This window comes from Bacillus sp. EB106-04-02-XG92 (assembly GCF_058791995.1).
The window spans coordinates 131,014-156,507 of record NZ_JBYTEA010000004.1; the positions used below are offsets into that span (position 1 = coordinate 131,014).

A 25,494-nucleotide genomic window follows, 5' to 3' on the forward strand; every position below is an offset into this window, starting at 1 on the left:
TTCGAAAAGATCGATTTTTTTTAATTCATAGATTCTGTAATTCTAATTAATTCATTAAAAATGGTTTTATAAGAAAAAAGCCAAGTCTTTAAAAGAGCTGGCTTCAGGAATTCATCATGTGAATGAGCTTATCACCATCAATTAACTTAATATTTTTATTCGCAGCATATTGCTTGCGTTTTGGTTGGAAGTACTCAGTAGTTTAGTCGTCACAAATATCCTCAGCTGTTAAAACCCCCAATATATCTTCATATACAGGGCTAGTATCCACATAGGAGGAAGAACGCATGCTCTCGTAACTAGAAAAAGTTACTCTAATTTCTACAGAGAAATTTAATTCATCTTGAATTCGTTGAGCACATGTTTGATAGTTCTCCCTAATCTCTTGTAGACAGCTTACAATATCTTCTCCATATATTGGATGATTTATAATTATACGTAGTTGTCTGTTGTTTTCTGATTGCTCATTTAGGAAATAAGCGCTATCCAATTTAATATCTTCGCCAGTGATAGAAGAAGATACAATTTCTTCTATCACTGTAGCCAAAGTCTCATCACGCATTTTTTCTATTTTACTAATAATCCCGAGCTTTTTAGATGCATTACGTATCAATTTATTTTCTTTTTGATTATGCTGATGAATGAGTTGTTCCAGGTCGTCCAAAAAACATAGTAACTCCATGTGGTTATCTATCATTATGTACCCCCCTTTTTTTTATATAGTGAGATGCAGAGGGAAATATTCGCGAAAAATGAATTGGTACTAGCAATTGACAACCTATTGTGAGCATACACTGATAGGGCTAGAAGCCGCTAGCAGAAGCATGTCCAAGAAAGAGTGGTTGAGTGGTAAACACAAACTTAGGAGGAAAAGGAATTTATAGAAAACATATTATTATGCTCATTGTTATCTGAATAAGAAATGCTAATTACATATTATGAGGATGGTTATTTGCTCAATGGATATATGACTGTGATTGATATAGATCCGTTAAATAGTGCTTTAATCTGTACAGATGTTTTTTACCACAGGGTTGCACTTGTTTTTTTGATATTATTACTAGTAAAAAAGACGAATCTTAGGATGTGCACCCCGATTGTTAGACACAAACAACAATTGGAGGTGTACTTTTTTATAGTTAAATTCTCACTAGAAGAAAAAGTAAAGGTAGTAAAAAAACATTCAGATGAAGGTGACGGAGTGAAAAGACTTGCGGGATCCATAAAGGTTCATCCGAGTGTACTCCAGCAGTGGATTAAACAATATAATGCGGCAGTTGAAAAACGCTATAGAAGATATCCCCTGGATTATAAACTGGATGTAATTAATTATATGGATAGACAAGGGACATATATTAGAGAACCAGGGGCTATTTTTAATATCTCATCTTATGGAATGGTTCGTAGGTGGAAGGAAGCATATGATTTAAAAGGCATGGATTCCCTACATGAAAAGAAGAGAGGGTGTCCAACTATGAAAAATACAAATACAATAGAAAAATTAAGAAGTACATTTTGTCTCCGGCTAATATGAAAGGGTTATTAAAATCGGAAAGAAAACAAAAAGAATTTGTCCAACTAGTACACGATGAATATAAAAAAAGAAGATAAGAATTTTTTTATTTTTCATATTTGGCGAAACAAATGGTACAATGAAAGCTAATGTGAAAAATAAGGAAAAGAAGTGGTCTATTTGAAAAACTTTTTAGAATTAGGAATTAGTGAAACGTTTAATCATACATTACGTGAAAATGGAATTACAGAAGCAACACCAATTCAAGAGCAGGCAATTCCTGTTATTATGTCAGGTAAAGACATTATTGGGCAGGCGAAAACAGGAACGGGTAAAACGTTAGCATTTGTGTTACCGATTTTAGAAAAAATTGATCCAGAGTGTAGTGATGTTCAATCTTTAATTGTTGCACCAACAAGGGAACTAGCACTACAAATTACGACTGAAATTAAAAAAATGCTTGTTCAAAGAGAAGATATTAATGTACTAGCGATTTATGGCGGGCAAGATGTAGCACAGCAATTGAGAAAATTAAAAGGCAATACACATATAGTTGTTGCGACACCAGGACGTTTATTAGATCATATACGTCGTGAAACAATCGATTTAAGTAATCTTTCAACGATTGTACTAGATGAAGCGGATCAAATGCTTTATTTCGGTTTCTTATATGATATTGAAGATATTTTAGATGAGACACCTGGTAGTAAACAAACGATGTTATTCTCAGCTACGATGCCTAAAGATATTAAAAAATTGGCGAAGCGATATATGGATGAACCGCAAATGGTTCAAGTACAAAGTGAAGAAGTAACGGTAAATACAATTGAGCAGCGTGTCATTGAGACGACAGATCGTGCAAAGCCAGATGCACTTCGTTTTGTTATGGACCGTGATCAGCCATTTTTAGCAGTTATTTTCTGTCGTACAAAGGCTAGAGCGAGTAAGCTTTATGATAATTTAAAAGGACTAGGTTATAATTGTGCTGAACTTCATGGTGATATACCTCAAGCGAAACGTGAAAGAGTTATGAAGAGTTTCCGCGAAGCGAAAATTCAGTACTTAATCGCGACCGATGTAGCAGCTCGTGGACTTGATGTAGATGGTGTAACGCACGTATTTAACTTTGATATCCCTGAAGATGTAGAAAGTTATATTCACCGCATTGGTCGAACAGGACGTGCAGGTGGATCAGGTCTTGCAATTACGTTCGTTGCTGCGAAAGATGAAAAACATCTAGAAGAAATTGAAAAAACGCTTGGTGCACCACTGCAAAGAGAAATAATCGAACAACCGATGATAAAACATTTTGATGAAAATGGAAAACCGGTACCAAAGCCGGCTCCAAAGAAATCAGGTCCGAATCGTCAAAGAGATAGCCGTGAAGGTTCAAGAAGTGAATCAAGACGTGATTCGAGAAATAGCTCAAGAAGTGATTCAAGAAATAGTTCAAGAAATAGTTCGAGAAATGAAAACAACCGATCATTTAATAAGCCAAGTAATAAAAAAGGTAATACAAAGCAAGGTCAGCAAAGACGTGGCCGTTAAATAGTTATAATTGTAAAGAGTCGCAAAATATTGTGGCTCTTTTTTTGTTTGTATAGAACAAGGATGATGGCAAGAAAAAATAAAAATTTTATTCACCGTATGTAAAACTTATAAAAGAGATTTTATAGTCCAAAACCAGTAGAGAAAGGGTATTACAAGCATGTTGCAATTCAAGAACAAGTGCAAATTACGTATGAACAATATTTAATTGAAAAAAATTGAGAGAAAGCAATTTATACTAGCTCCTTTGATGATGATACGAATTATGAAAAAACAATTGGTATAACGATACGAAAATATTTTTTGCAAACAAAGAATTGGACAATTTGGTGAAAGAAATTCGTAACACATACAAACGGTACGGGAATGTTATGCTGCAGCAAAAAGAGAATGGAACAAGAGAAGTTTATGAGGATTAAACTCGTATTCGGGTACGATTGTTGGAAACTTAATTTGTTAGTTTTGTTCGATGGGGAACTCGAGAAGCACAACTGCCATCCTTATTGGGAAATTGCTTATTACGATCATGAAGGTAATGCAGTGTGATGTTAACAGAAGGGATAGTATGCGAAATAAGAAAAAAGGACTAACAGTCGTACCTGCCGTCCTTTAATAGGAGAAAAAGTAATCTTGTTTAGAACTACGCATAAACAGAAAATCTGCTTGTAATTAGTTTTGCCATAAATATACGTGTCTATACAAAAAAGGGATAAGTAAAAAATACTTATCCCCGGAAGGGAAATCCGAAGCACCAAAATGGCTCGTATTGGTCTGCAGGTTCAAAAGTAGTATATGTAAAACAAAAAATCTCATACAAAAAGCAGACAACGATTTTGGTTGTCTGCCAGTGAGTTCAATGAGTTAGCTAATTTTGATAATTTGCATCCCCGTTACGAGAAGAGTGAAGCTGCTAGTTCAAACAGCTTGTTGGTATTATTTTCGATTTCTTAAAAAATATACAGAGAAAGCAGATAAGTGAAGAACCTACCTGCTTCTGCTGTAACAAAAGAAAGAAGTATTAGCCGTGGACACGGCGGCTTGAAAATAGTATGTATTTTTATTTAAAAAATATTCAAGGGGTGAAGAAACATGGAATGTTTAATAAATGGTGTTTGCGAAATTTATCAGCTAATTAGTAAAACAAAGAGAAAAACAATGAGCAAATATAACAATAAAAAAGGTAAATGTCCAAAAGAGCGATGAGTATAAAGTGATACAAAATAGTCATATTAAAACTTGATTTTCATAAAAAATAAAGCACACATATAAGTGTGCTCTTATGAACGCTTTAGATTTGTATGACTACATAGTCACCATACAATAAAATATGCTTGTTTTATATAAATGTGTGTCAAATCTATAACATATATTTTAGTGTGTAGAAGGAACATTAAATGTTAATTAGCTAAACATATTGCTTTGATTAACGAATTTGTGCAACTGTTAACGCTGCAGAACGAATATCTACTGTACCAATTACTTCAACGGGTACAATTTGAATTAAATCACCAGGGTTTAAGTTAATTAGAATGACACCACTGGATACATCGACTTCACCGGTTCCGATAATATTAGAACGGACTGCGGTTCCAGATCCTGCAATAATATTAGTTGATGTGTTTAGTGTCAAGAAAAAGCGCGCTGCTTCCGGGGCTACTGGAACGTTATCGAGGCTGATTGTTAATGTATAACTGATTTGATAAATACCAGCTACTTGAATTCTAATTCCAGTTCCAGTACTAATTGTATCATTTATTACAGGGACAGTAATATTAGGGTTTGGACCCGTACTAGGTAATAGTAATGGCGTGAATAGTGTTGCAAATTGAGGTGAAGTAGCATTGAAAGCAAAACCAAGAGCTGGTAGTGTACTAGGGGCTTGTGCTCCACAATTAAAGTTTGTGTGCTTACGACAAGATGAACGCATATTTTCACTCCTTTCTTTCATTTAGATCGCATGAGTAATAATCTCACGATTTGGACAAGCGTAATACAATATATGAAAATTAATAGTGAATAGTGCAGAGTTGTACTGTTATGGATAAAACTAGCTGTCTGTTGTACAAAAGGAAACACTACGCTTACAGAAATAGTTTGTAATCTAAAGTTGAAAAAGAGTATGAACAGGGTTAAAAATGTTATTCAGAAATGAAAGGAAACACAATAAAAAGAGCACGCATATAAGCATGCTCTTTAACAAGAAAGGTAGATTTCTAGGAGGGACGTCTCCATACAATAATGAATGCTTGTCCGGTTAAAAGTTGAAAAAATTTATAAAAAAGTTATTTAGTAAATGATTATAAAAATTTTATTTTGTTATAAATAAAAGAGCACTTTTGAACAGTGCTCTTTCTCGGAGTGAATTGTGTCAAAAACTTTCTAAAACAGAATTGAAAAGTAGAATACTCAAGCAGTGAGTCATGAGTAATAATTCTCAAATATAAGAATGATTTTGATTTTCTATGTAAAGTATGAATCACCATATATATAGGTGATAAAAGTAAAAAAGCAGTTAGCAAAAGCTAACTGCTCGCCTCTCGACCAAGAGAGCAAGAGTGGGAAGAATTAAAAACTACCTTTTAAATTCTTCTATAGTATCGGAAAGTATTTAGAATTTTATTCGTGTAAAACATAAAAAGGCAGCTAACAAAAGCTAGCCATTAAGCCCTAGGGTATGAAAGGAATAAGAAACTGTATTTGTAGAACTAACCTAATGTTTAGTTATATTCAGGTGATTACATTACATGTTTGATGATATAGTCTTTTATTAGTAAAAAAGCTGCAAGGAGAAACATTACGTCAATCGAGAACCAAAACATATCTTTTTGAGGTTTTTTAAACTCTGATATTATGGAAAACATTAAAAATAAGGCAACAGCTATTACAATACAGAGTTTAGTTATATCAGACATTTATAGCACTCCTAACATTTAATCTTTTTTATTATATAGCTATTTCCAATGTTGAGGGATTTTAAAAGTGTTTTATGAGAATTCAAACAAAATGATCCTTTTATAAGAAAGCGAGGTTAGGAGAATAGAGGATAACATAAAGCTTTTAGGTGATGATGGGATGTTAGAGATGGAGTTTAAAGAAAGTAAGGTCAATGTTTATATCGATAAAGGATATATGATGGAATTGCTTTCGACAAGAGAACAGATTAAAGAAATGATTGACTACAATTAGGTAAGCTTAGGAACGATGATTTAATAGTGCGAGAAGAGAAGTTGTTAAAATGGTTAGCTATACTTGGATTTTAAAGAAAAAACTCCTATTGAATGTAGGAGTTTTTTCTTTGTACGAAAGCCCTAAAAGATATATAATAATTTTCTGACTATTTAAAATTGGAGGGGTAAAAATGAAAAATGAAACGTTGCACACGGAAGAAGATATTATTAAAATGCTTGATTCATTATTAAGACCAGCAGAACCATTTTGGAATGAATTTTATGAAAATAGAGAAAAGGATGTTCCGTTTTTTGAAAATGTGCCAGATGAAAATCTAGTTTCATATATAGAAACAGGATGGGTTTCCAAAGGGAAAGTGCTGGAGCTTGGATGTGGTCCAGGAAGAAATGCAATTTATTTGGCGAATGAAGGATTTGAAGTAACAGCAGTGGATTTATCTATAGAAGGTATAAATTGGGCGAAAGAGAGGGCGTTAGCAAAAGGAATAGAAATTGATTTTATTTGTGATTCAATTTTTAATCTAGAGTGTCAAAATGATTTTGATTTTATATATGATTCGGGCTTGTTACATCATATTCCACCGCATAGAAGAATAAGTTATGTGAATTTAATTAAAAACTCATTGAAACCAGGTGGTTATTTTGGAATAACATGTTTTGCAGCAGGTGATTTAGATGAGCGAAATGGATCAGAAATAACTGATTGGGACGTATATAGAGGGTGGAGTCTACAAGGTGGTCTTGCATATTCTGAAGAAAAATTAAGAGGGATATTTAAAGAATTTGAAGTGATTGAAATTAGAAAGATGAAGCAAATTGATCAACCAAATACTATGTTTGGAGAATCATTTCTTTGGACAACATTATTTAAGAAGAAATAAAAAAGTATTTAATTGACAAACTCATCTTTTTTATAGACAATATATTTACGGGAATATATGTTCGTTTTTGCTTCCCGGTGTATGTTTTGCATAAATACATAACAAGGGGATGCCTCTATATGAGTACTACAAATCAAAAAATCACTACGTTTTTAATGTTCGAAGGTAAAGCTGAGGAGGCGATGAATTTTTACACGTCGCTATTCGATCGATCAGAAATTGTAAATATCTCTCGTTACGATGAAAATGGACCTGGTAAAGAGGGGTCTGTCATTCATGCAACTTTTATGTTACACGGGCAAGAGTTCATGTGCATAGATAGTTATGTAAATCATAATTTTACATTTACACCAGCTATGTCTCTTTATGTAACTTGTGATACAGAAGAAGAAATTGAAACTGCTTTTAATAAACTAGCCAAAGAGGGAGCCGTACTTATGCCTTTAGGTGCCTATCCATTTAGTAAAAAATTTGGTTGGTTAAATGATAAGTATGGTGTGTCTTGGCAGTTAACGCTTGCGGAATAGAAATAAGAAAAAGCGTAGCCCATTTATAGCTACGCTTTTTCTTATTAAGAATTTTGCAACCCGAATCTTTTCCCAAGCTTAGCTAACAATTCAGGCTGATCCCATTGGCTTATTACAACTTCAATAAAGATAAGTTGATTCGTATTTAAAGTTATATTCGTTAAGACTTCTGCTAACTCTATTTCATTTTCCACTTTATATGTTAGACTTTTTTCTTCTGATCCGAATATGTTTGCAAGTTTTGTGTAATCCCACATTTGTATGTCATTATACGGTTCGTTTTGTCCGTGAATTGCACGTTCAACAGTGTATCCATTGTTATTAATTAAAAATATAATCGGTTTTAAATTTTGCCGAAGTATAGTTGATAACTCTTGAACAGTTAATTGAAAAGAACCATCACCAATAATTAAAATGTTACGCCGCGATAAATTAGCGAGCTGTGTACCGAGTAGAGCAGGTAATGTATAACCAATTGATCCCCATAATGCTTGTGCTACATATGTAGTGCTATTTGGTAAAGGGATAGCAGCACTACCGAAGAAAGGGGTTCCTTGCTCTGTAATTAAAACATCGTTTTCTTGTAAGAAATGGTATATTTGTTGCCAAAACCGTTTTTGTGTAACCATTTGTGCTTTTGGATTGAACTCTTCTGTTATAGATAGTGATTCTGAAATAAACGGCTTAATTTCAAGTGTTTCTTCTTTGCGATGTTCAATTAAATCACTTAATTGTTGTAAAACATCTTTCATTACAACGGGTCCATATTTTTTATCTATAATTTTCACAGTATAGGGATGGATTTCTATCACTTGCTCTTTCGTAAAGCCTTGTGTAAAGCCACCAGTAATAGTATCAGTTAATTTCACGCCAATACTAATAATACAGTCAGATTCATCAATTCTTTTTCGTAAGTATGAAGAACTAACATCACCAGTATAAATTCCTATAAATTGAAGGTGTTTTTCAGGGAATATTCCTTTCCCCATACTTAATGTTGCGATAGGAAACCCAGTTTTTTCTACGAATTCATGCAAATATTCTTCAGCATGAAAACGAGCCACTTCAAAATCAGCTAAAATAACAGGTTTTTTAGCACTTTTTATTTTTGAAGTTGCATGTAGAAGCATTTTATCCAGCGCATCTTTATTACTTACAATTGGTTTATGTAAAATGGGTTCCGTAGGTTTATTAATTGGTTTATTATACACATCAATCGGTAATTGAATATGAATAGGGCGTTTCTCACTCCAACATGCACGTAATACACGGTCAATTTCTTCAGCGGCATGCTCAGGTGTTAATTTTGATTGTGCCACCGTGATTTCTCTATACATATTGGAAAAATGATCGAACTTTCCATCACCTAACGTATGATGAGCAAGTGCTCCATTTTCCATTACTGTTGTTGGTGGTGTCCCCGTGATTTTTATAACAGGTACATTTTCTGCGTATGAGCCAGCAACGCCGTTAATGGCGCTTAATTCTCCAACACCGAAAGTGGTAATAAGAGCGGCGATTCCTTTTATACGAGCATATCCATCAGCAGCATATGCTGCATTTAGTTCATTACAATTACCAATCCACTCTAACTTTTCATGTGCTACTACGTCATCTAAAAAAGCCAAAGTATAATCTCCAGGGACACCAAAAATATGCTCGATTCCTAATTCGCTTAGTCGGTCTAATAAATATGTACTTACCGTATATTGCGTTTTCAATTGAATCATCTCCTACTTATACAGTGAATATTTCAATAGACTAAAGAAGTTCCAATGCGTTCATTAAAATATTGATTACTGGATTGTGGTATAATTTACATACAGGGGGAAAGTAGATGACACAACATAAAGAAGAACAGATGAATGAAGCGTTAGCATTATTTTACTTTGCATATAAAACATTTACTGAAAAGCCAGATGAAATTATAAAAGAGTATGGCATACAACGAGTACATCACCGAATTTTATTTTTTATCGCACGCTTTCCAGGGATAAGTGTAAATGAGTTATTATCACTGCTAGAAATAAGTAAACAAGCTCTCCACGGACCACTACGACAACTTGTGGAAAAGGGCTTAATTGAGAGTAATGAAGCGACACATGACCGCCGTGTGAAACAGTTATCATTAACAGAGGAAGGTACCGATTTAGAGAAAAAATTAAGCGATGTACAAAGACAACAAATGAGTGCTATTTTTTCAAAATTTGGTGAATCGTGTGAAGAAAATTGGCATCAAGTTATGAATGAAATGGCAAATAGCCGATCAGGTTTTGATGCCTGGATGTCGAAACGGGAAGTTGCAATCGATCAAAAATGATAAGAAATACATCTGTTTTATAGTTTGAAAAACAACAAATTTTATCCGTACATTTGGCAACTATGGATTGGTCATAGAGTGAATGGATAAAAAGATACATTACTAGATACTTTATACGTGTACGCAATGGAACAATACAATTCACATTTCCGAGAGGGGAATTATTATGATAAAACTTGTACTTATTCGTCACGGACAAAGTTTATGGAATCTTGAAAATCGCTTTACAGGATGGACAGATGTAGATTTATCAGAGAATGGATTAAGTGAAGCGAGAGAAGCAGGAGCGATATTAAAGAAAAATGGATATACTTTTGATGTCGCTTATACATCTGTATTAAAACGAGCAATCCGGACGTTATGGATTGTACTTCATGAGATGGATCTTGCTTGGGTCCCAGTACATAAATGTTGGAAGCTAAATGAAAGACATTACGGTGCATTGCAAGGGTTAAATAAAGATGAAACAGCGAAAAAATATGGTGAGGAGCAAGTTTATATTTGGAGAAGAAGTATTGATGTAAGACCACCTGCTCTTACTGAAGATGATCCTAGATATGAAATGAATGATCCAAAATATAAAGCACTTAAAAAAGCTGAGTTTCCATTGACTGAATGTTTAGTGGATACGGAGAAAAGAGTACTTAATTATTGGCATTCAGAAATTGCGCCATCATTAAAAAGTGGTGAAAAGGTGATAATTTCATCGCACGGTAATACAATTCGTTCGCTAGTAAAATACTTAGATAACCTTTCAAGTGATGGTGTTGTTTCATTAAATATTCCAACAAGCATTCCGCTCGTTTATGAATTAGACGATGATTTACGTCCAATTCGTCATTATTACTTAAGTATGGACGGAGAAGTACCAGAAGGGGAAATTCCGAAACATATTTCTTTTTAACATGAAAATTTGAAACGCATGCTTGTCTACATATACAATGGAGATTCAAGATAAAAGACGTGGTACCTTCTAATGTATATGCGATATTGCTAAATTTAGAAGCTTGTCCACGTCTTTTGTCATAAAGAGAGCTGCTTGTGCATGTAATGATATCGTGAGTAGTTTTTGAATGGAGGGTGATGTCATTGGTGATCTCTAACATTCGAATCGGCTTATTTATTTTAGCAATCGTTTTTCTAGTTCTTGTTTTCTTTTACTGGAGAAATGAAGAGTTGTACGAAGAGAAGAAGCAACGGATTAGAAAGACTTGGTATGGGTTATTTATAGTATCAGTCACCGTGTATTTCATGATAAAAGGAATTGATTTAACCCTCTGGAAAAATCTTTTAATGTTCACTGCAATGGTTATTTTCGTTGATATTGCATTTATTTTAACACCTAATATTTCAGAAATATGGGGAGCGAAATTTAGCGATATCGGCAAGACTGTTCAATCGATAAAAAGATCATTAATTGCTTCTAAAGCAAGAGGAGAAATATACACAACAATTATTCAAAATGTGAATCCAGCAGTATTCGGTACGATGGAATGGCATACGGAAGAAGACTATACAAAAAGTTTAAATGCATTTTTAGATTCATACGGGGAAAAGATTGGAGCGAAAATTGTTGTATTTGAATCGGCAAAGGAATTAAATACAAACTTTCGCGGTATCCGCTCGCAATTTAGTACTATCGTTCCATTTGAACACATTGAGCAATTGAATGAGCAGAAAGCGGTGCAAGTAGAAAATGTCGGAATTATACCAGCAAAAATAGTGAGTGATGTTTTCATTGTTATTGATGGGAAGAAAAATAATCTGCAAGATCGGGATTTTGAAAATGTATATAATTTAACAATACATCATAGTTACTTTAGTAAATAAGGACAGGATTTTCTTCTGTCCTTTTCACTTATACATAAAGACAAAGTAAATTCAGACAAACTTGTATAAAATCGGACAATCATCCCTACACTAGCACGTAGAGGTGATTGTAGTGATAAAAGATTATGACAATGATTTTTTTAAAGAAGATAATGAAGATGCAACAGATTTCTCGTTAATAAAAGGAGATACATTACAGCAAGTAGAAGAATTAGAAGAAGAATTAAAAAGAAAGTGATACTTGTACACGCTGTCTACATTTGCGATATAATATAAATAGAAGATTGTATCTGTTTGAAAAGGGGGAGAAGAGATGGCTGAAGTGAATGTACAAAAATCTTCATTTTTTAAAGAGAAAAAAGAAGAACCAAATACAGATTTCTCTCTTGTGAAAGGTGCGTTAACGGAAAATATAAATCGTTTAGAGAAACTGATGAATAATAGCAGTTCAAAATATATACGAGTGAAAAAAACAAAAGAAAATGCATAGAGCATTTTCTTTTGTTTTTTATTTAGCATTTAACTTTTCTTTTACTTTTGCAGGTAACTCAGCTTCTTGAATCTCTTCATATGATTTCACTTCAATTGATGATATTTCATTTTTGCTCTTATCATCTTGATCTACATAAAGACATAAAAATGCATTTTTATTTAATTTATGTTCGTTTGATGCTTTCTTACTTCTAAATGTAATTTGTTTTTTTACTCCGTCTTCGTCATAAGCAGGCAGTGTGTAGTTTCTTAAGTTTTTACCTTCAACTTTTTCGATAGTTCCCTCGCCTTGTATCTGTACGTAATATACATCTTTACCAATTCGATTTAATGATGCTCTTTCACATCCAATAGTAAAACTAGAAAATAATAAACATAGTGTAATAATTACTAAAAACCTTTTCATTTTCTTTATCTCCTTCAATCTGTTTCTTTACACAGTATACGGCTATTATGAAATGAGAAAAATCGATTTAGAATACAACACTCTTACAGTGTTGTAAGAGTGTTGTCCATAAAATGAACACTATATTAAAAAGTTAAAAGAAAGGTAAAATAATGAATCATGGTATAATGATAAAAGACTTACATATTATTTTGTCATTTTGAGAGGAGCTTAAAAATGTATTCTACTTTAGAACAATTAACAAAGCACCCTGTATTTTATCATTTTGCAGAAATTTCAAAGATTCCTAGAGGATCAGGTAATGAAAAGGAAATTAGTGATTATTTAGTTGGCTTTGCAAAAGAGCGTAACTTAGAAGTGATTCAAGATGAAGCATTAAATGTCATTATTAAAAAAGAAGCAACTACTGGTTATGAAAATGTACCAGCTATAATCATTCAAGGTCATATGGATATGGTATGTGAAAAAAATCAAGCAACCGTACATGATTTTGAAAAAGATCCAATTGAATTACGCATCATTGGGGACATGTTATATGCAAATCAAACGACTTTAGGTGCTGATAATGGTATTGCAGTTGCGTATGCGATGGCTTTATTAGATTCAAAAGACATTCCGCATCCAGCACTTGAAGTAGTTATTACTACTGAAGAAGAAACAACAATGGGCGGGGCTTTCGCTGTTGATGCAAATCACTTTGATGGTAAGATTTTTATTAATATTGATTCTGAAGAAGATCATAAATTACTTGTAAGTAGCGCAGGTGGTGCGAAAGCTGTTGAAACAATTCCAGTTATTTGGGATGAAGCGCCAGCGAATACGGATGCATACCGTCTATATGTTGGTGGTTTAAAAGGCGGACATTCTGGTATGGAAATTGATAAACAACGTGGTAATGCAAACAAAGTATTAGGACGAGTATTACGCGATTTATCAGCAAATATTAAATTTGATATAAGTGAAGTTCACGGCGGATTAAAAACAAATGCAATTCCGCGTGAAAGTGTAGCTACAATTGTATTACGTACAGAAGATGTAGAGAAAGTAGAAGAAAAACTAGTATCTTGGACAAGAGTATTACAAGAAGAAATGCGTGCTGTTGATCCAGATGTTCACGTTACACTTACAAAATTGGATGAGAAAGTAGAAAAAGTATTTGCTAAAGAGACACAAAAGCAACTTATTTCATCATTATTCTTAATTCCAAACGGCATTCAAAGTATGAGCTTGGATATTAAAGGTCTTGTAGAAAGTTCAACAAATTTAGGCGTTATTGAAACGTTACAAAATGAAATTAAATTACGTAACGAAGTGAGAAGTTCTGTAAGAAGTTTAAAACAACATGTTGCAGATGAGATTAAATGTATCGCCGAGTTAGTTGGTGCAACATTTGAAATCGAGTCAGAGTATCCAGAATGGCCATACAATCCGAATTCACAAATTCGTAATTTGTTTGAAAAAGTGCATCAAGAAAAATACAATAAAGATGTTGAAATCTTTGCTGTACATGCAGGAATCGAATGTAGTGTATTCGTTCAAAAGATGCCTGAATTAGATGCAATTTCATTCGGTCCAGATATATTTAATGTTCACACTCCAGATGAACATATTAGTATTTCTTCTGTTGTGAATAACTGGGGATTCTTCGTTGATGTAATGAAGGGGACGAAAGAATTAGCTAAATAAGATTGCTGAAATGAAAAGTAGCCTAAAAAAGCCTAAAAACTTGATAGGCTACTTTTTTGTATAGCGTTTTATTAGAAATTCACTTTTACGTTAGTAATTAATTTTTGGTTTTATTTCTAGAGGAGATCGTACCAAAGACCGCTCCAGAAATTGCTCCAATTAAAGTCATAAAAATTGCACTCCATGCTGCAAATGACATTTTTACACCTCCAAATAATCAATTATTGTTTCTTAGTCTTTTGAATAGAAATGATAATTGCAACAACTATTAAGAAAATAAGGGGAGACCAAGAATAGAAAGACATGTAATATTCTCCTTCTAATGTTAATTTTAAATATTTTTATAGATAAATTATCTCATTTTTAAAGAGTGAACAAATAAAATATGCACTATTGCATATTTTATTTGTAGAACTTAAAGAACTCGAAATAGTTATTGAATAAAATGCTAATTTATAAAGAGAGTAAGCATTTTTTTAACCTTAAAAAGGGTGAATAATCAAAAAGCTCCGCTATCTTATATAAGGTAGCGGAGCTTTTAAAATGGTTTTTACTCAATAAAAATAGTATCCAATATTTTTTGGGGAGATTTAATTATTTTGAGATTTTAAAGCTGCCTCCATAATAATAATTTTCTCCAAGTTTCATAACAGCTACATATGTTCCAGGATTATAGGACTTAGTAATAGGTGTTACAAATCTACCATAATTATGTTTCAAACCCGAGTCATAAATAGTTTTATATCTATGCAAGTTTATTTCATCATTTTCATTTCCACTCAATTGATATATTTTTACTATACCAGTATCTTTACCACCAGTATATATAGTAACATCGAATGTATCTCCGTGTTTTAAGTCACCAACTGCTAACTCTTCTATAAAATCTGCATTATGATGTAATAAAAAGTAGTTTTGCCACTGCCAATTATCTAAAAATGGTGATACTTTTTGTGTAAGTTGTGATTGTGCAGATACAGGTGTGATTGTATAAATTGTATTCGATAATAAAACTCCTCCAACAGTCAATGCACCAATAATTGTGGATTGCCTTAAAAGTTTCATGTTCTAAACCTCCTATTTACTTAAGGATTCAGAAATCGCTGTGTGAAAAACTGGCTGTGAAATCTAATAGATGATAATATCTTCTATAATCATATTAACATTTATTGATTTATCAGACAAATTAAAATGTAATAAGACTATATCGAGGAAGTTACAGCTAATACAGGAAAGAAGTTGGATGTTTAGTTAAGAAATCTTTATCATATGTAATTGGGATTTGTTATTTGAAAACTCGATTGTTTTAATGTTTAAATTTCTATGCACACTTTAAGTTTCAGTACATCATTTTACAATTTGACTTATGTAATTTAACACGTTATGATTTTTTTATTATAACAGAAAGGCTTGAATATAATGATTCGTCGTTTGAGAAAGCTAAAAAATGTAGCAGTCGTAGTAAGCTTCTAAGTGAATGACAAAGATCTACAATACTTAGAAGCGAGGAATAAAGTTATGAAGCATCCATTATATAATCATTGGTCAGAAACGAAGTATTTAAAAGATATAGTAACAAATCCACTTATTGAGGTAGGAGAGTACTCCTATTATTCAGGTTATTATGGTCATCAAAATTTTGAAGATGGCTGTGTAAGGTATTTGTGGGGGGATGCTAAGTCCCGAGCACTTTTCAATCCAATTGAACAGATGGGATGGCATCTTGATAAACTCATTATTGGGAATTATGTTTGTATTGCCAGTGGAGTAGTCATTTTAATGGGCGGTAATCATAATCATCACTCAGAATGGATTACGGTATATCCATTCGCTGAGCAAATTGAACATTCATATGAACCGAAGGGTGATACAGTCATTAAAAGTGATGCTTGGATTGGAATGAATGCTATTATAATGCCTGGCGTTACAATTGGTGAAGGCGCAATCGTTGCAGCAGGATCTGTCGTAAGTAAAGATGTTCCGCCCTATACAATAGTTGGTGGAAATCCTGCTAAGGAAATAAAGAAACGATTCACTGACACAGAAATGAATCTGCTGATGGAAATGCGTTGGTTTGATTGGGATAGAGAATTAATTGAGAAGGCAATGCCCATATTATCTAGCTCATCTATTAAACAATTATATGATTTTTATAAAAAGGAAGTAAAAAATAGATAAGTCTGTGAAAAAACTACATTCTATATAGGATGTAGTTTTTTATTATAAAAAATTAATAGTCTAAACTAAGGAAAATTCATCTCTAGTATGAGTATAGCAAATAGCTGAATTAAATAATTTAAATCCTTGATAGGTAATAAATGAATGTTCGGTTACCGGTGTGCCACGAAAATTAATCGGGACACACTGCTTTTATTTTTTATAAATGTGGAACAAATGTATTACTTAGATTGTCTATGAAGTGTAATCCTCAAAAATATGAAAGTGCGAATCATTTTGAAAAATACAAAGGTATTAAAAAGAGGTATGTGTGTAGGAATATTAAGTATCAATAGGCCTAAAAGGGTGGGATGAGATGTTCTATATGAAAGTGGGACTAATGTCTTATATTTAGAATTTGATAACGTTGTCTATTTTTTGAAGGATTATGTTAGAATAACGTTTTTTGGGTGCAAAGATATTGGAGGTAATAGAAGTGAAAGATGTGTTGTGCAAGAGATTTATTGTAATAATAACAGTGCTTACACTATTTTGTAGCATAGTTGTTACATCTGGAAGAGCAACAGCGGAAACAGTTTCTGCTATAGAAGTAGAAGCAGGATCAGCAATTTTAGTAGAAGCAAATTCCGGAAAGATTTTATATGAAAAAAATGCAGATGAATCATTAGCAATTGCTAGTATGACAAAAATGATGAGTGAATACTTAGTTCATGAAGCGGTGGAGAACGGAAAACTTAAATGGGATCAAAAAGTTAAAATCTCTGAATATGCATATAAGATTTCACAAGATCGCTCATTATCAAACGTTCCATTAGAAAATGGTGGCTCTTATACAGTAAAAGAGTTATATGAGGCAATGGCAATTTACTCTGCAAACGGTGCAACAATTGCTTTAGTTGAAGAAATTGCTGGAAAAGAAGCCGATTTCGTGAAAATGATGAATGATAAGTCAAAAGAGTTTGGAATGAAAAATTACAAATTTGTAAACTCTACAGGCTTAACAAACTATGATTTAAAAGGACATCATCCAGAAGGGACAACTCCAGATGAGAAAAATAAAATGTCCGCAAGAGATTGTGCGATTTTAGCGCAACGTCTCGTTCAAGATTTTCCGGAAATATTAGATACAGCAAAAATCCCCAAAAAAACATTCCAAAATGGTGGCAAATATCCAATTGATATGGTGAATTTTAACATGATGTTACAAGGTTTAATTAAACAATACGAAGGTGTAGATGGGTTGAAAACAGGAACTACTCCAGAAGCTGGTGATTGCTTCACTGGTACAGTAGAAAGAAACGGTATGCGTCTAATATCTGTGGTGATAAAAGCAAACTCCCATACAGCACGTTTTGATGAAACGAAGAAATTATATGATTATGGATTTGGGAATTTTGAAATGAAGAAAGTTTATGGAAAAGATTCAGTAGTAAACGGATATGAAACAGTGCGAGTAGCAAATGCAAAAGACAAAGATGTAGTTGTTCAAACGAAGCAAGCTGTTTCACTTCCAATACCAAAGAGCAACAAAGACGTATATAAAAAAGAATTTAAAGTATTGAATGAAGAACAAGAAGCACCTATTAAAAAAGGTGTAACAATTAGTAAAATGATTATCTCGCCTAAAGACAGTACAGATCCAGGGTTCTTATTAGGTAAATCATTACAAGTAGACCTTGTAACAAAATCTGATATAGAACAAGCAAATTGGTTAACACGTTTTATGCGTAACATCGGATCTTTTTTTAGCGGTATGTGGGATAGTGCGGTTGATATAGTAAAAAGCTAATTTTATAGTCTGAAACAAAAGGTTTCAAAGTATTATAGATTTTTATGTTGATGGCTTGGAATTGAAGAGGGTATTATTTTTCAAATTTTGCCAGTCGGAACTTTTCGTATTGCTATTAAGCTAAAATAAATTTGTATCTATATAATCAAAAAACGCTATTCTTTTTGTAGAAATATACAAAAAGGATGGCGTTTATTTAAATTTAAAGCACCCTGGTACAAGGAGAGTTTAATAAAGTTACACAGGATGGAAGAAGATTCATTATTCAATTAAATTGCAATGGAAATAGATATGCGCTGTGAACTATTATATAGTGTAGATATGGATAACAAAAAGGGGGAGTACATATGTGGAAGCGATTTGTAGCGATTGGTGATAGTTTTACAGAGGGGATAGGGGATGAAGTTGAGGGAATTGCATTAAAAAGCTGTGTAGAACATTTTGTTCAACTTTGTGTCAACGATATAGAATATGCTAATTTTGCAAAACGTGGGTTAGTAACTAAAGAAATTCGCTCGCAGCAATTGGAAAAAGCATTAACGTTTAATCCAGATTTGGTAAGTCTAATCGCAGGTGCAAACGATGTATTAAAAGGACGTTGGAATCATCAAGAATATAAGAACGATATGGAAATTATAATAGATACATTAAGTAAAACAGATGCTGATATTATTATAGGAAACCTTCCAGATTTTACAGTTAGGCTTCCTTTTGCTTCTGAAAAAAAAGAAGTTTTAAAAGAACAGTTATTAGAGGCAAACGAAGTTATATTTTCAGTGAGTAGGGAGTATAAGCTTCATCATATTGACTTTTGGAATCATCCACTAGTTAATGATAATACGGTTTGGTCTAAGGATTTAATTCACCCAAACTCAAAAGGATATGTAAAAGTTGCTGAATTAATTCATAGTAGTTTACCTGTACATGACTCTTCTAAATAAGCTTTAGAGTGAACGAATCCCCAGTCGCATACAGCATATGGGTTTCGATGCGGAATAGAAGATATATAGCGTCTATAAATTAAACTTTAAGTATTTTTTTGTTGAAGGCCTCTTAGAATAAGGGGCCTTTTTTGTATTAAATATCTACAAAAAAGGATAAGAGCTGGGAATCTAAACAAAAAGATATTTTAATTAATAGTGTTAAATAGATACGCTCCTTTTGTTTGTAAAAATATTAATATCTTCTCCTTTGAATGGAACTTAATCATAAATTATTTTTTTGTAAATGTGGAACAATTTCATTACTTACACTGTCTATTAAGAGTTACAACATTTTTTATTTAATTTATTAAGAAAGGAATAAACATTTTTAACTAAGGGAGAAGATTGAATTGAAAAAATTATGTATGCTGCTTTTCTTTTGTTTTGCAGTTATGTTGGTAGGATGTAATAAAAACGATTCGCCAAAACAAGCATTTGAAGAATATATAAATTTATGGAATGATAGAGAATTTGCAAATATGTATGATCATTTATCAGAACATGCCCAAAAAACGATTTCTAAAAAGGAATTCACAGAGAAATATCAAAAAATTTATGAGGGCATTGGCGTTAAGAATTTAAAAGTTAAAACGAAAGGAGAGAATGCTAAAGATAAAGAACTTTTTCTTTTTGAAGTTAAGATGGATACGGATGGAGGAACAGCTTCATTTATCCATGAAGCAAAACTTGTGAAAGATAAAGATGCTTGGAAAATAGATTGGACACCAGATTTCATTTTTCCAGGTATGAAAAAAGATTACAAAGTACGTATGCAAACAGAATATGGAAAACGAGGAGAAATATACGATCGAAATGGGAAAGGTCTTGCAACGAATGGTAAAGCGACTGAAGTTGGAATTATTCCGGAGAAACTAGGTGAAACGGCAGCGCAAACAAAAGAAATAGTAGCACAGTTACTGGATATGTCTATAGAAGAGGTCGATCAGAAGCTTACAGCGAAATGGATAAAACCGGACTCCTTTGTACCAATTGGTATTTTAAAAGAGGGAACTAGACAGAATGATTATATTGAATTAGAAGGAGTATCATCTCGCCCAGTAAATATTCGTACGTATTCATTAGGAGAAGCAGCGGCACACTTAACTGGCTATATAGGAAATGTGAATGCAGAGGAGTTAAAATCGCTTCAAAAAAGAGGTTATCAAGCTGATGATTTAATAGGTAAGACAGGTTTAGAGAAAGTACTGGAGAATAAATTGCGTGGTGAAAAGGGTGGACGCGTATTTATAGAAGATGAGAATGGGAAAGAGATTAAAAACGTAGCAAAAAAAGAAGCGAAAGCAGGGGGAAATGTTACGTTAACAATTGATGCTGCAATTCAAGAAAAAATCTATAATGAGATGAAAAATGAAGCAGGCTCTAGTGCAGCAATCAATCCTAAAACAGGTGAAACAATCGCACTAGTAAGTAGCCCTGCTTATAACCCAAATACAATAGTTAGAGGAGCATCAAAGGCCCAACGAGAAGCATGGAATAACGACTTGAAACTACCAATGATGAATCGTTTCACACAAGCATTTGTACCAGGTTCCGTATTTAAAACGATTACAGGTGCAATTGGTTTGGAAACAAACACAATAAAACCTAAGGAAGAATTTAATATTCAAGGATTAAAGTGGACAAAAGATTCCTCTTGGGGAAATTATTATGTAACACGTGTGAAGGATGCAAGTCCAATTGATTTTGACAAGGCAATGAAATACTCTGATAATATTTATTTTGCTCAACAAGCCTTGAAGATGGGAAAAGATAAGTATGTAAATGAATTTAAGAAATACGGATTTCATGAAAAATTACCAATCGAATACGAATTTCCTATTTCAATCATTGCAAGAGATGGGATAAAAAATGATATTCAACTAGCAGACACGGGATACGGACAAGGACAAGTATTAATGACACCACTTCATTTAGCGTTAACATATGCACCGATTGTAAATGAAGGGAATATTCCCTCGCCTCATCTTTTAAAAGAAGCAAAAGTAGAAGGGAATTGGAAAGAAAATGTGGTTTCTAAAAAGAATCAAGAGATATTAAAAAGTGCATTAATAAAAGTCATTAATGATCCTGATGGTGCGGGGAGAATTGCTAAGGTTGATGGTATAACTCTTGCTGGTAAAACCGGTACAGCAGAACTGAAAGATTCGAAAGAAGCAGAAGGAAAAGAACTTGGATGGTTTGCAGCTTTTGATGAAAATGAGCCGAACATGATTGTTACCATGATGATCGAAGATGTAAAAGGAAGAGGGGGGAGTAACGTACCAGGTGAAAAAATAAAACATATTTTCCAAAAATAATAATTAATTATAAAGTAAAATCTTTTACTACATTTATTTTTTGATTAACACAAAGGTATAAATCATGCAAAAGAAAGTATAATTAAGCTTCGAAAAAGCATTCTTCTTAATCGAGAATGCTTTTTGTTGTGTGTGTAGAAAGTTGATATCCCATCTTTATTTTCATTTTTGAAAGGGTGACATTGCTGATAGTAAATAGAAGAGGTGAACAAATTGAAATGGACAAGTTTTAAACTAAAAAAATCAGTTATTTAGTAAAACATAAATAGAGCACACAAATAAGTATGCTCTAAGAAAAATAGGTGATACAACTAGAGTGTTGTGTGAAATTCAAAATAATAATCAGATTTTTATGAGTGTATTTCTAACATTGTATGTGTTACTTGTTTTTTTAGGAGCCTGTCATGTGAGAAAATATATATTTGATTATTTTATGAAAGTAATTGCACACCTTTACATTTTTAGGAGGATTTTTTTATCAAAAAAGATAAGCAATGGAACAAATGCAACTTGTATCTTGTCTATATATTGAAACCATAATAAAAGTGAGGGTAGTTTTATGTTTATTCAAATAAGTTCGAGGTGTGGAAATGGAACAGAAGTTTATTGAAAAATGTAATCATGATGAGCTTGACTATGTTATAAACGATTATTGGCAAGATGTATGGAATTATTCATTTATTATTACGAAAGATCCACACTTATCAGATGATATCACGCAAGATGTATTTATAAAGGTATTTAAAAACTGGAATTCATTTCGAAAGGAGTCATCTATTAAAACGTGGATATTAAAAATTACAAGAAATACGGCAATAAACTATTTGAAATCCTCCTATTTTAAAAGGATATCTTTAGTAGGATTTTTTATTGATGATAAACAATCTCCATCGGCAGAAAAAGAATTTTTTAATCAAGAGGAAATGAATGAAGTTTGGGATGTTGTATTAAAACTACCTAAAAAACATCGTGAAATAATAATTTTAGACGCGAAATATGAATTATCTTATGAAGAAATGGCTGAAACACTAGGAGTATCTATTGGAACTGTAAAATCTAGATTAAGCCGAGCGAGAAGTAAGGTTTCAAAATTAATTGGGGAGGGTAGTAGTGATGAACAATAAACAAAATCCCGACTGGTATAGTAAATTAAAAAAAGGTCCCATGGAGAAGCGTAAAGATGAAGAAGAGTTTATTTTTAAAATAAAGCAGTCTATATATGAAAATAATGAAGCGGATCTTGTAAAACATAAAAAACCGTTTCGTAAAAAAGCGCTGCCTATTGTAGTTGTTTTCGTTTGTACAATGTTATTTGTTATTGTTCAACAACCTTGGCTTAATGATAATAAATCACCGGTCCAAAGCAGCACTCAAATTAAGCCTAAAACGAAAGACGAGTCTGCTCAAGATCCAACATTAAAACAATTTATGAATGATTTATATCAAAGTACAAATGCAAAAAATGAAAACGACTTGAATAGAGCGTTAAATGATGAAGTTTTATTTAAAGGGAAGAGTTATAAGAAGGATGAATTGAAGTTTGATGAAGATATTTTTCATGAGTTGCAAGTTGCCCTTACAATGGGGGGGGAATTTACAAATGATACAAAGCAAGCGTACAAAGTACCAAGTGGATTGACAGAAAGTAACGAACGAAAGCAAGTGCATTTTATATATGCAACAGTTACTGGAAATAAAACGAAAATATTAGCTGAACCAAAGCGAGAATCACGAGTTTTATATGAAGTATCTAATGAAATGGTAAAAGCTTGGATTCCAGAAAAAGTGAAAAATGATGAATATATAAAAGTATCGACAATTAGCGGTAATACTGGATATGTACAAAAAGAGTATGTATTAACTGATATTAAATATTCATTTATGTTCGAAAAGGATCGTGAAGGTAAATGGAAAATAACGAATATAGATTCTATATGGTAAAAGAGGAAGGTTCACTTTAATGAACCTTCCTCTTTATTTTTATTTTCTTTTTGAAGTGTATTCCAGTACTCTAAAATTTCTGATGTAACGAGAGCAGCAATGTTTTTTTCTGAATTACTACCAGGAATAACGACAGAAACGGCAATTTGTGGATCTTCGGTAGGAGCATATGCAATGAAAAGAGAATGATTGATCATCCTTGCTTGCTCATTCGGAAAACCTGTAATTCCTGTTTTGCCTGCGACGTCAAAAGGTAGCTTTTTAATCTCCTCTATATTTTGGCTCATTCCGCCTTGCACGACATTCCAAAAGTCCATCGGATAATGATTTGAACTTTCTAAAATTGGTTTGAAATTTTTCGTTTCCTTACCATTTGGACCAATAATAGCACTTATGATTTGAGGTTTATATTTATCACCTTTACTTGCCAAAGTTGCTGCATATTGAGCAAGTTGAAGAGGAGTGTGTACTTCATTTCCTCCCCAAGAGGCATTTAATAAAGCTGAGATTCCATTTTCAAATTTATTAGATGGATGAAGCTCATATTGTCCGTCTTCTTCAAAGGGTAAATCAATCCCCGTTTTAGAACGAAGGCCGAATTGCATTAAATAATCGGTCCAAATGTTTGCCACTTTTTCTATATTGCCATTATTTTGGTTGAATAAGGGCAGAGCTATTTTTGCTGTCATAAATGTATTAGATGAATTAATGATAGCCTGCCGCGGTGTAATCTCACCTGTTGGCGTTCCAGGTGCATTCATAATGTTATTTTGATTATCATACTGAAAAGTACCTTTATCAAAGTAAGTATCTTTAGGTTGAAAAAGCTTTTCGTTTAATCCAATTAAAATAGTAAGTGGCTTTATAGTAGAGGCCATATTTACATAAGATTCACCATACTTTAATTTTTGAATTGCTTTATTTTGCGAAAGTGATTTAATGTTTTCTTTTTCAGGTGATGTATGTAATATATTTGGATCAAATACTGCTGAGTTGGCCATAGTTAAAATTGCGCCAGTTTTTGCATCGCTCACTACAGCATAACCAGCTTTAGCATCAGGTGTTTTCTTAATTTGAGATCTTAATGCTTCTTCTGCCTTTTGCTGCAACTCAGAGTCTAAAGCTAGCCGTACATCTTTACCTTTTTGTACTTTTTGAATGTTCCACAAGAACTTTTTATTATTCAATTTAAAAATAAGAGTTTTACCTGGTTTTCCTTTTAAATCATTTTCATATTGAAGCTCAACCCCACTTTTTCCAACAGGCATATTCTCTGAATTAAGGTCATTTTCTACATAACCAATTACTTGTGAACCAATTTCATGCTTGGGATAATATCGGATCACTTCATCTTTAATTATTACATTATTGGGTTTGTTCCTATTTACGAATGTAAGTTCACTCTCATTAATGTCAGAGTATAACGGTATATCATTCATAGTTTGCTTTTTACAAGATTGTTGTAAGTGTAATTTTATGTCTTTTGCAGAAATGTCATGTTGAAACTCGCTTGAAAATTGATTGAAAAAAGCTAATGTGTTTGATGTATCTAGTTTCGATATCTTTTCATCATTAAAAGTGCAATATAGAGACTTAACTTTCTTATTTGTAGCTAGTATTACACCATTTTGATCAAGTATTTGTCCTCTTTCGGCTGAAGAGGTTTCGATAGTAATTGAAAAGAAATGGCTTTTAAACAAAATTATTAATATAAAACCTACAATAGAAAGAATCGCTATAAATCTCCATCTTTTTATTTTTGTATGTAACATAAAACCCTCCCTTTTTAGCTTATTCCATATTATAGTTAATTATTTTTTTTGTAAATGTGGAACAACTTTATTATTTAGGTTGTCTATTAAGTATTACAGCATGAAGAAAGGAATAAATAGTA

The 25,494-nt window shown here is 32.7% G+C and carries 21 protein-coding genes and 5 pseudogenes; 19 read left to right on the plus strand and 7 right to left on the minus strand.

Annotated elements, in window-relative coordinates:
- Positions 1-103 precede the first annotated feature (103 nt).
- Positions 104-190: pseudogene (locus AC3WVA_RS12095) on the minus strand (restriction endonuclease); the annotation flags it as partial.
- 12 nt (positions 191-202) lie between these two features.
- On the minus strand, positions 203-697 hold the full coding sequence (locus AC3WVA_RS12100) for a hypothetical protein (RefSeq protein WP_098880951.1): 495 nt from the start codon (positions 695-697) through the stop codon (positions 203-205).
- Between the two features lie 168 nt (positions 698-865).
- Between AC3WVA_RS12100 and AC3WVA_RS12105 the strand changes: the two are divergent.
- From AC3WVA_RS12105 to AC3WVA_RS12120, 4 genes and pseudogenes are all read left to right on the plus strand, one after another.
- A pseudogene (locus tag AC3WVA_RS12105) lies at positions 866-1,069 on the plus strand (YolD-like family protein); the annotation flags it as partial.
- Positions 1,070-1,135: 66 nt separating this feature from the next.
- Positions 1,136-1,504: pseudogene (locus AC3WVA_RS12110) on the plus strand (helix-turn-helix domain-containing protein); the annotation flags it as partial.
- A gap of 180 nt (positions 1,505-1,684) precedes the next feature.
- Positions 1,685-3,061 (plus strand): DEAD/DEAH box helicase, encoded by a 1,377-nt coding sequence (locus AC3WVA_RS12115; protein ID WP_098345202.1) that lies wholly within the window; start codon positions 1,685-1,687, stop codon positions 3,059-3,061.
- A 231-nt stretch (positions 3,062-3,292) separates the two neighbouring features.
- Positions 3,293-3,607: pseudogene (locus AC3WVA_RS12120) on the plus strand (hypothetical protein).
- Between the two features lie 877 nt (positions 3,608-4,484).
- Here the strand turns inward: AC3WVA_RS12120 and exsF are convergent.
- On the minus strand, positions 4,485-4,988 hold the full coding sequence (gene exsF / locus AC3WVA_RS12125; protein ID WP_048524848.1) for an exosporium protein ExsF: 504 nt from the start codon (positions 4,986-4,988) through the stop codon (positions 4,485-4,487).
- A gap of 1,249 nt (positions 4,989-6,237) precedes the next feature.
- On the opposite strand from exsF, the pseudogene AC3WVA_RS12130 reads away from it, so the two are divergent.
- The 3 genes and pseudogenes from AC3WVA_RS12130 to AC3WVA_RS12140 form a co-directional block, all read left to right on the plus strand.
- Positions 6,238-6,321 (plus strand): annotated as a pseudogene (locus tag AC3WVA_RS12130) (ABC transporter ATP-binding protein); the annotation flags it as partial.
- A 98-nt stretch (positions 6,322-6,419) separates the two neighbouring features.
- Complete coding sequence (locus tag AC3WVA_RS12135; protein ID WP_098345201.1) at positions 6,420-7,130, plus strand: class I SAM-dependent methyltransferase; 711 nt, start codon at positions 6,420-6,422, stop codon at positions 7,128-7,130.
- 119 nt (positions 7,131-7,249) lie between these two features.
- Positions 7,250-7,657, plus strand: coding sequence for a VOC family protein (locus AC3WVA_RS12140; RefSeq protein WP_071756918.1), 408 nt, complete (start codon positions 7,250-7,252; stop codon positions 7,655-7,657).
- 44 nt (positions 7,658-7,701) lie between these two features.
- On the opposite strand, the gene AC3WVA_RS12145 is transcribed toward AC3WVA_RS12140, so the two are convergent.
- Entirely contained in the window at positions 7,702-9,387 is a 1,686-nt protein-coding gene (locus tag AC3WVA_RS12145) for an alpha-keto acid decarboxylase family protein (RefSeq protein WP_098520586.1), read from the minus strand.
- A 107-nt stretch (positions 9,388-9,494) separates the two neighbouring features.
- Between AC3WVA_RS12145 and AC3WVA_RS12150 the strand changes: the two genes are divergently transcribed.
- The 5 genes from AC3WVA_RS12150 to spoIISB all read left to right on the plus strand — a co-directional run bounded on the left by AC3WVA_RS12150 (position 9,495) and on the right by spoIISB (position 12,297).
- The gene (locus AC3WVA_RS12150) at positions 9,495-9,977 is read left to right on the plus strand and encodes a MarR family winged helix-turn-helix transcriptional regulator (protein ID WP_048529992.1); all 483 of its coding nucleotides are present in this window, start codon (positions 9,495-9,497) and stop codon (positions 9,975-9,977) included.
- Between the two features lie 166 nt (positions 9,978-10,143).
- Complete coding sequence (gene gpmA / locus AC3WVA_RS12155) at positions 10,144-10,881, plus strand: 2,3-diphosphoglycerate-dependent phosphoglycerate mutase (protein WP_098520587.1); 738 nt, start codon at positions 10,144-10,146, stop codon at positions 10,879-10,881.
- Positions 10,882-11,069: 188 nt separating this feature from the next.
- Positions 11,070-11,807, plus strand: a complete 738-nt coding sequence (locus AC3WVA_RS12160) for a type II toxin-antitoxin system SpoIISA family toxin (protein WP_053082870.1) — start codon at positions 11,070-11,072, stop codon at positions 11,805-11,807.
- A 112-nt stretch (positions 11,808-11,919) separates the two neighbouring features.
- The gene (locus AC3WVA_RS12165; RefSeq protein ID WP_048529988.1) at positions 11,920-12,045 is read left to right on the plus strand and encodes a hypothetical protein; all 126 of its coding nucleotides are present in this window, start codon (positions 11,920-11,922) and stop codon (positions 12,043-12,045) included.
- Between the two features lie 75 nt (positions 12,046-12,120).
- Positions 12,121-12,297 (plus strand): stage II sporulation protein SB, encoded by a 177-nt coding sequence (gene spoIISB, locus AC3WVA_RS12170; RefSeq protein ID WP_000852620.1) that lies wholly within the window; start codon positions 12,121-12,123, stop codon positions 12,295-12,297.
- A gap of 18 nt (positions 12,298-12,315) precedes the next feature.
- Here the strand turns inward: spoIISB and AC3WVA_RS12175 are convergent, their stop codons facing one another.
- Positions 12,316-12,705: a YxeA family protein gene (locus tag AC3WVA_RS12175; protein ID WP_098345198.1), complete on the minus strand. Its 390-nt coding sequence runs from the start codon at positions 12,703-12,705 to the stop codon at positions 12,316-12,318.
- Positions 12,706-12,921: 216 nt separating this feature from the next.
- Here AC3WVA_RS12175 and pepD point away from each other — a divergent pair, with 216 nt between their 5' ends.
- Positions 12,922-14,391 carry a beta-Ala-His dipeptidase gene (gene pepD, locus AC3WVA_RS12180; RefSeq protein ID WP_492321934.1) on the plus strand — a complete coding sequence of 490 codons (1,470 nt, stop codon included), beginning with the start codon at positions 12,922-12,924 and terminating at the stop codon, positions 14,389-14,391.
- A 594-nt stretch (positions 14,392-14,985) separates the two neighbouring features.
- Here the strand turns inward: pepD and AC3WVA_RS12185 are convergent.
- Positions 14,986-15,456 (minus strand): DUF5065 family protein, encoded by a 471-nt coding sequence (locus AC3WVA_RS12185; protein ID WP_098345196.1) that lies wholly within the window; start codon positions 15,454-15,456, stop codon positions 14,986-14,988.
- 453 nt (positions 15,457-15,909) lie between these two features.
- Between AC3WVA_RS12185 and AC3WVA_RS12190 the strand changes: the two genes are divergently transcribed.
- The 6 genes from AC3WVA_RS12190 (at position 15,910) to AC3WVA_RS12215 (ending at position 23,600) form a co-directional block, all read left to right on the plus strand.
- Positions 15,910-16,569, plus strand: coding sequence for a CatB-related O-acetyltransferase (locus tag AC3WVA_RS12190; protein WP_071756913.1), 660 nt, complete (start codon positions 15,910-15,912; stop codon positions 16,567-16,569).
- A 475-nt stretch (positions 16,570-17,044) separates the two neighbouring features.
- Positions 17,045-18,358, plus strand: a complete 1,314-nt coding sequence (locus AC3WVA_RS12195; RefSeq protein ID WP_098520589.1) for a D-alanyl-D-alanine carboxypeptidase family protein — start codon at positions 17,045-17,047, stop codon at positions 18,356-18,358.
- A 347-nt stretch (positions 18,359-18,705) separates the two neighbouring features.
- Complete coding sequence (locus tag AC3WVA_RS12200; protein ID WP_492321935.1) at positions 18,706-19,299, plus strand: SGNH/GDSL hydrolase family protein; 594 nt, start codon at positions 18,706-18,708, stop codon at positions 19,297-19,299.
- A gap of 392 nt (positions 19,300-19,691) precedes the next feature.
- Positions 19,692-21,659: a penicillin-binding transpeptidase domain-containing protein gene (locus AC3WVA_RS12205; RefSeq protein ID WP_098880948.1), complete on the plus strand. Its 1,968-nt coding sequence runs from the start codon at positions 19,692-19,694 to the stop codon at positions 21,657-21,659.
- A 590-nt stretch (positions 21,660-22,249) separates the two neighbouring features.
- A complete protein-coding gene (locus tag AC3WVA_RS12210) occupies positions 22,250-22,783 on the plus strand; it encodes an RNA polymerase sigma factor (protein ID WP_048529973.1) in 534 nt (177 codons plus the stop codon).
- The gene (locus tag AC3WVA_RS12215; RefSeq protein WP_098345191.1) at positions 22,773-23,600 is read left to right on the plus strand and encodes an anti-sigma factor; all 828 of its coding nucleotides are present in this window, start codon (positions 22,773-22,775) and stop codon (positions 23,598-23,600) included. The genes AC3WVA_RS12210 and AC3WVA_RS12215 overlap by 11 nt, the downstream gene beginning before the upstream one ends.
- 11 nt (positions 23,601-23,611) lie before the next feature.
- Here the strand turns inward: AC3WVA_RS12215 and AC3WVA_RS12220 are convergent, their stop codons facing one another.
- On the minus strand, positions 23,612-25,372 hold the full coding sequence (locus tag AC3WVA_RS12220; protein WP_098345190.1) for a peptidoglycan D,D-transpeptidase FtsI family protein: 1,761 nt from the start codon (positions 25,370-25,372) through the stop codon (positions 23,612-23,614).
- Positions 25,373-25,494: the final 122 nt, after the last annotated feature.